Genomic DNA, 6,681 nt, shown 5'->3' on the forward strand with positions numbered 1-6,681 from the left:
TAGGAGCGCACCCCGTGCGCGACATCTTCCGCGATAACGCCACACGCTTTGCAGGTAGTCGCGAAAAGATGTCGCCCACACGTGGGCTCCTACCGTGCCGTCAGGTCAACGCACCGGCCCGTGGCAAAGGCACTCGCCGTCTTCGTTCGCGTGGCCCAGCAACGCGTCGAGCAGCTCGCCCGTGGGGCCCCACTCGCCGATGGCCGGGTGGATCAGCATGGCCTTGCGTTCGCCGAGGCGGCTGCCTTCCAGCACCGAGGCGATGGCGGCGCGTTCATAGGCTTTTACCGAACGGACCAGGCCGGCCACGGCATCGGGTAGCGGCGCGAGCTTGCGCGGCTCGATACGGTCGAGCGAGATGTCGCACAAGGTTTCGACGACATCGGCATCCGGCAGGTCGGGCACTGCGCCGCGATTACGCGTGTTCACCACGATGGGCGCGGGCTTCGCGCCCGTCAGCGCGCTCATCACGTCGATGGCGATGCGGTGATAGCCCGTGGCCACGCGGAACGGATCGCCTTCGAGGCTCACGCCGTGGTCGAACGCGGAGCCGCCCTCGGCCTCCAGCTTCATGTACGAGCCGGAGCGCTGGTTGAGGTAGGCCGCGTAGATATCCACCGCCTCGTCGCCCTGCCCGGCCGCCAGCCGCGAGCGCAGCGTGGCGAACAGCTCGTCGTTGAGCTTCGAGATCTCCGCGCCGCGGCTGCCGCCCTGGCGGCGCTGGTTGGCCAGCGCGCGGCGGCGCTCGTAGTAGAAGAACAGGTACTCGGTGGGGATAAGCCGCAGCGTGCGGATCATCGCCGTGTCAAACAGCGGCGCGAGGTAGAGGCTGCGCAGCAGCGCATCATCGTCGAGCAGCGTGTCGATCACTTCCACGCCGCGCACCCGCACGCTGCGCACCCAGCCCAGGTGGTTCAACCCCACGTAATCGCATTCCACGTCGCCGAACGGCTCGCCGAGGGCGCGGGCGATATTGTGGAAGAGTTCGGTAGGTGTATCGCAGATACCCACCATGCGGACCTTGCTGTGGTCGTTCACCGCCTGCGTGATGAGGCCCGCGGGGTTGGTGAAATTCACCAGCCAGGCGTCCGGGGCGAGCTTCTCCACGAGGCGCGCCTGCTCGATGGCGATGGGGATGGTACGCAGGCCCATCGCCACGCCCGCCGGGCCGGTGGTTTCCTGCCCGGGGTAACCGTGCTCGATCGCCACGCGCTCGTCGGCCGCGCGGCCCGCGATGCCCCCGATGCGGATGCTGTTGAGGACGAAATCGGCGCCCTCGATCGTGTCCTCGATGGAGGTGGCGCCGCGCAGGCGCAGCTCGCCGCCGAAGCGCCTGACGATGGCCTGGCCAAGGTCGACCATCACCTGCAGCCGCGCCGGGTCGGGGTCGTACAGCACCATCTCCGACGCGCCCAGCGCCTGCGCGGCGTCGTTGACGCCGAACACCACGAGGGGCGAGCGTACGCTGCCCCCGCCTACCAGCGCGATCTTACGATCGGTACGTCCGTTCACGAAGGGTCCTCAATTGGGGGGAATGGGGTAGCGCCGCGAGGGCGCCGGGGGCCGTGCTGCACAGGGCGCCGCAAATACACGCGCGTTCGAGCGCAAGGCCAAGGGGTTCGCCGTCGAGCCACGCGTCGATCAGGCCCGCGTTGAAGGCATCGCCGGCGCCCGTGGTGTCGACGGCATCGACAGGCGGCGGTGGTACGCTGTTCAGCGTGCCATCCGCGACGCAAAGCGCACCCTGCGCACCACGCTTCAGCACGGTGCGGGCCAGCCCATGACCCGCCGCCCAGGCGATGTATGCCTCGGCGGAGGCATCACCACACACCAGCGTCGCTTCCGCCGCATTCGGCAGGAACAGGTCCACCTCGCGGCAGGTGGCCACGTTGTCGAAATCCTGCAGCCACGAGGGCGTGTGGCCCACGTCGATCGATGTGGTGCAGCCCGCCGCGCGCAGCACCGGCAGGATCGCGGCCGCCAGTTCGCGCGACAGCGGCATGGCGAAATGCACATGCCGCGCGGCGGCCAGGTCGGCGATGACGGCGGGCACGGTCAGCAGCTCGGGCAGGCCACGGTTGGCGCCGGGATAGGTGAAGAACGTGCGGTCATCGCGCATCGAGACGCTGACGGTGATGCCCGTGCCGTCGGCCTCGAGGCGGATGCCGCCCACGCCGACGCCGAATTCGCTGAGGCGGTGTTCGAACCAGTCGAAGTCGGCATCGCCGATGAGCCCGACGAGACGTACGCGGCGGCCAAGCCGCGCCAGGCCGCAGGCAGTGTTGACGCTGCCGCCGCCGAGTTCGCGCACGTAGCCCTCGGCCACCACTTCTTCGCCCGGGCGGGGCCAGCGCGGGAACCCGGTGAAAACGTGGTCGGCGAAGATCTCCCCGACGACGGCGACGTCCCAGGGCTTCATGTTGGGAACGGCCACGTACGGGTTCTCCGGGCTTGCCAAAGGAAAAGGACGCTGCCCACCGCGATGGCGGCGAGGGCGATGAGCATGGTGCTAGTGCCACTGGTGGCGACGAGGTAAAGCCAGCCCGCGACACTGACCGCGATGGGCAGGGGGTATAGCGGCATGCGGAACACCTCGGCATCCGCCTTGCGCCGGCGAAGTGCCACGACGGCGAAGCACTGCGCGATGTACTGGAACAGGATCTGCACCACCATCAGCATGCTGATGAGCTTCTCCAGCGAGAGAAAGCACGCCAGCGCCGACGTGACCCCGACGAACAGCAGCGACACGGTGGGAAAGCCATCGCGGGGGTGAAGCCGCGCGAACGGCTTGAAGAACTGGCCATCGGCCGCGGCCGCATAAGGCACGCGCGAATACCCCAGCAGCACCACCAGCGCCGAACCCCAGCTGGCGACGAGGATGAGCAGCACGGCGACGGTGCCACCCCATGCGCCATGCACCGCCTGCATCATGTCCGCGACCACGGCGGTGGATTTCGCGGCAGCCTCGTAAGGCAACACACCCAGGATGCTGATGTTGAGGCCCAGGTAGAGCACGGCCACCACGGGTATCGAGATAAGCACGGCCATCGGGATCGTGCGCCGCGGCTGTTTCACCTCACCGCCCAGCATGCAGACATTGTTGTAACCGCCGTAGTCGTACACGGCGATGAGCGACACGGCGCCCAGGCCCAGCCAGAACCCCTTGCCCGACGGCGACGGCGCATCGAGGAAGTGGCGTGCCGTGGCCATGTCGAAGTGCGTGATGCCAGTGAACACGATCCACGCACCGGCGGCGATGACGGCCACGACCACCACCAGCGACAGCTTCTGGATATCCCCCACCTTGCGGTAAAGGATGGCGGTGTTGGCGAGGCACAGCAGCGCCGCGACGACCACCCTGCCGCCATCGCCCAGGGCCGGGAACAGGTAGCCGGCGTATTGCGCGAAGCCCACGGCGGCCGAACCGATCGACAGGGGCGCGGTCAACAGCGTCTGCCACAGGTACAGGAAGCCGAACAGGCGCCCTGCCCGCTCGCGGCCGTACGCCTCGCGAAGATAGTGGTAGGGGCCGCCGGATTCCGGGATGGTCGAACCCAGCTCCGCCCACACCAGGCCGTCGCACAGGCACAGCAACGCACCGGCCACCCAGCCCAGCAACACCGCGGGGCCGGCCAGGGCGGATAGCGCGAGCGGAATCGTCACGAATGGCCCGATGCCGATCATGTTCAGCACATTGGCCGAAAGGCCGCCCCACAGGCCGATGGCCCGCGGCGGCAGCCGCTTCGCCGCAACCTGGGTATCCACCTCACGCCATCCCGTCATGCATCCGCTCCGCGCAGGTGATCGGTGCGCCATCGGTACGGTGCAGGTCGAGGACGCGAACCGTGTTCGCCCCCGCCTTCAACCACACGCCCGGGCAGTAAAGGCGCTCCTGCGGGCCGATATGCCAGTAGCGGCCCAGGAGCTTCCCGTTGACCCAAAGATAACCCTTGTTCCACGCGCCCATGTCCAGGTACACATCGCCGGGCCGGTCGAGGGTGAGCGTGCCTTCGAAGATCACGCCACCGCGCGTCGGCGTGCCCTGCAAGGCCGGGGCGCTCTCCAGCCAGGGCCCATCGAGCGGCAACGGGAACGCCTCCACGTCGCGCATCAGTTCACCGTTGAAGGCCACGGGCCCGACAAGGCCCTTGTGGTCACCCAGGCGCGGGCCGAAGTTGATGTGGCCGAAGGTGTCCACCAGCACCTCGACCGTGCCGGCGTGGGGGATCGCCACATCCGGCGACGACGAAAGCGCCGGATGCGCGAGCCGGGAGACGTGCCCGACTTCACGGCCGTCGGCATACACCACGGCGTAGTCACGCGCGCCACCAAGGTGCAGCGTGCCTGTCGCGTCCACGCGCTTGCGATACACCACCAAGCCCTGGTCCTGGCCGAACAGCACCTCGTTGGGGCCCGGCAGCGGCAGGCGCCGCGCCGCGCCAAGGGCATCCCACAACGAGGCCTTCGGCGTGGGCGTGAAGGGCGCGAAATGGCCAGCCGGCATGTCGTCGGGCGGCGCCGGCGCCTTCACGGCGGCCTCCTGCGTGATCGCGTCACGCAACGCCTTGTACGCCCCGGAGGCACGCCCGCGCTCGTCGATCGGTGCCGCGTAGTCGTAGCTGGTGATGGCCGGCTGGAACTGCGAGCCGTCGTCTTCGGCGTTGGTGCCGGCGGTGAGGCCGAAGTTGGTGCCGCCGTGCACCACATAAAGATTGAACGAGTAGCCCGCGCGGATCACCGAGCGCAGCGTATCCACGTAGTGCCGGCTCGCGAACTCGCTTTCACCCCAGTGCGTGAGCCAGCCGGGGTAGCCCTCGCCCACCCACACCGGCGACTCCCCGGCGAACCGGGGGCCAGCCTCGAGGTCACCCACGTCCGCGCCGTCGAGGCCCAGTGCCGCACCCGGCAGGTAGGCCTTGCGCCGCTTGAGGTCCTTCAGGCCGTCGGATACCGCGAACGGGCCCTGGATGCCATGCACGCGCCACATCTCGGCCAGCGCACGCAGGTAGTCGACGTCGTCGCCGAACATCGAGTACTCGTTCTCGACCTGGATCATCAGGACCGGGCCACCGTTCTCCACCATCAGCGGCTTCACGAAGCCTGCAAGCTGGCGGATATAACGCAGCGTCGCCGCCATGAACGATGGATCATCCTTCGTCCGCAGCCGGATATCGGGGTCGCGCAACAAGTAGGCCGGCAGGCCCCCGTTGGTCCACTCCGCGCAGACATAGGGGCCGGGCCGCAGGTAGACCCACAGGCCCTCGGCCTGGCACAGCCGGATGAAGGCGGCCATGTCGCGGTTGTCGCTTTGCCAGTCGAACACCCCCGGCTCGCGCTCGTGGTGGTTCCACATCACGTACAGGGCGATGGTGTTGAGCCCCATGGCCTTTGCCATGCGGATACGGTGCCGCCAGTATTCGCGGGGGATACGCGCCGGGTGCATCTCGCCGCTGCGGATGCGGAACGGCTTGCCATCGAGTTCGAACCGCCGCGGCCCGAAGCCGAAGCGATGCGGGCGCCCGTCGGGCACCGCCTCGACGGCGGGGCCCGCCCACGCGCCCCGGGCCATGGCCAGGGGCGCGAGCAGCGAGATGGCGATGAAATCGCGCCGGCGCATGCCTAGAACGAGTACTTCACGGTGACCAGTGCGGTACGGCCGGCATCCACGATGTCGGAGTTCACCAGGCTGTAGCGGCCGATGTGCGACCAGTACTGGTACTGCTTGGTCAGGTTGCTGATCTGCAGGTCGAACTGCAGGCCGTTGGCCATCTGGTAGCCGGCGTGCAGGTCGACGCGGCGGATCGGCCGCAGCCACAGGTCATCCCACGGCGCGCCCTGGTTGAGGAAATCGTACGAGGAGATGTACGAGCCGGTGTAGTGGTAGCTGAGGTTCAGCGAGAAGCCGTACTTCTCGTAGAACAGCTCGGCGTTGGCCATGACCCGCGGCGCCTGCTGCAGGCGTTCGTTCTCGAAGCCGTCGCGGCCCAGGTCCACGCGGGAGTTCTGGCGGGTGGCGTTGACGCTGAACCCAAGCCCGTTCCACGCGCCCGGCAGGTTTTCGAATTTCTGCCGCACCGTGGCTTCAAGGCCATAGACGCGGCCATCGCCACCATTGGTAGGCGTCTTGGTCAGCACCGTGCCTTCGCCCGAGGTGTTGGGGTTGGCCTGCCCGCCGCCACTGTCGTAGATGTAATCGCTGAGCTTCTTGTAATAGCCGGTGAGCGAGAAGAAGCCGCCGCTGGCCGTGGTGAACTCGGCGCCCAGGTCCACGTTGGTGGCCTTGATGGGGTCGAGGTTCGGGTTACCCTGGGTGATCGTGGTGACGCCATTCGAGACGCTGATCTGCGAACCGCCGCCAAGCTGCACGAACGCCGGGCGCGTGTAGCTCTGCCAGATCGCGCCGCGGAACACCACGTTGCCACCCGGGCGGTAGTTCACGAACAGGCTGCCCAGCGGCTCGTTGTAGATGGTGCGGTTGTTCGAGAAATACCCCGGCAGCTCGTTGCCGTCGGCGTCCTGCGGCGTGGTCCAGAACGTGTTGTGGATCGAAGTATGTTCGAAGCGCACGCCGGGGATGATCTCCAACGGGCCCTGTTCGATCGTGGCCATGGCATACGCGGCCGTGACGGCCTCGGTGCCCCGCATGGTGTCGCAGTTGAAGTTGTTGTAGTCGAGCTGGCT

5 protein-coding genes are annotated in these 6,681 nt (G+C 67.8%); all 5 read right to left on the reverse strand.

The window, feature by feature from the left end:
* Window positions 1-105: 105 nt before the first annotated feature.
* On the reverse strand, window positions 106-1,512 hold the full coding sequence (locus VI08_RS19700) for a beta-glucosidase (RefSeq protein ID WP_045831346.1): 1,407 nt from the start codon (window positions 1,510-1,512) through the stop codon (window positions 106-108).
* Window positions 1,490-2,419 carry a carbohydrate kinase family protein gene (locus VI08_RS19705; protein ID WP_045831347.1) on the reverse strand — a complete coding sequence of 310 codons (930 nt, stop codon included), beginning with the start codon at window positions 2,417-2,419 and terminating at the stop codon, window positions 1,490-1,492. The genes VI08_RS19700 and VI08_RS19705 overlap by 23 nt, the downstream gene beginning before the upstream one ends.
* The gene (locus tag VI08_RS19710) at window positions 2,416-3,783 is read right to left on the reverse strand and encodes an APC family permease (RefSeq protein WP_045831348.1); all 1,368 of its coding nucleotides are present in this window, start codon (window positions 3,781-3,783) and stop codon (window positions 2,416-2,418) included. Before VI08_RS19710 ends, VI08_RS19705 begins: the two co-directional genes overlap by 4 nt.
* Window positions 3,767-5,617 carry a beta-galactosidase gene (locus VI08_RS19715; protein WP_052698076.1) on the reverse strand — a complete coding sequence of 617 codons (1,851 nt, stop codon included), beginning with the start codon at window positions 5,615-5,617 and terminating at the stop codon, window positions 3,767-3,769. Before VI08_RS19715 ends, VI08_RS19710 begins: the two co-directional genes overlap by 17 nt.
* Window positions 5,618-5,619: 2 nt before the next feature.
* Window positions 5,620-6,681: TonB-dependent receptor domain-containing protein (locus VI08_RS19720; RefSeq protein WP_045831349.1), on the reverse strand; the 1,062-nt coding region annotated here is incomplete at its 5' end.

Source organism: Luteibacter yeojuensis, assembly GCF_000964085.1.
In the GTDB taxonomy this organism is placed as follows: Bacteria; Pseudomonadota; Gammaproteobacteria; order Xanthomonadales; family Rhodanobacteraceae; genus Luteibacter; species Luteibacter yeojuensis_A.